The sequence below is a fragment of the Halorhodospira sp. 9622 genome (genome assembly GCF_022228025.1).
Lineage (GTDB): Bacteria > Pseudomonadota > Gammaproteobacteria > Nitrococcales > Halorhodospiraceae > Halorhodospira > Halorhodospira halophila_A.
On sequence record NZ_JAJNRE010000120.1, the window covers coordinates 1 to 314 of the forward strand.

The 314-nt window shown below is 61.8% G+C and carries 1 protein-coding gene; it reads right to left on the reverse strand.

Annotated features, from left to right (window positions below):
- Positions 1 to 314: hypothetical protein (locus LRG07_RS13865; RefSeq protein ID WP_238642797.1), on the reverse strand; the 314-nt coding region annotated here is incomplete at both ends.

Genomic DNA, 314 nt, shown 5'->3' on the forward strand with positions numbered 1-314 from the left:
CTTGGTCGTTGCCGACCAGATCATCCTGGTTGTGCGTGAGGTCACGGGACTGGAGCATGTCCACGTACTTCGCCAGGAACGTGCCGTCACCCTCACCGGCGATATCCTCGTACACCTGCTCAAGGTCCAGACCACCGTCCTGAACCATCATCTCATCGAGGGTCCGGGCAACCTGCACCTGGTGACCGCGGACCTCCTCGTTGACGTTCAGGCCCATGCCCTGCGGGTTGTCTTGGACCTCCTGCATCATGGTCCCAAGCAGGTTGTCCTGGGTCAGGTCCGCGTCCTGCTCAAGGCGGTTGACCCAGTGCTGC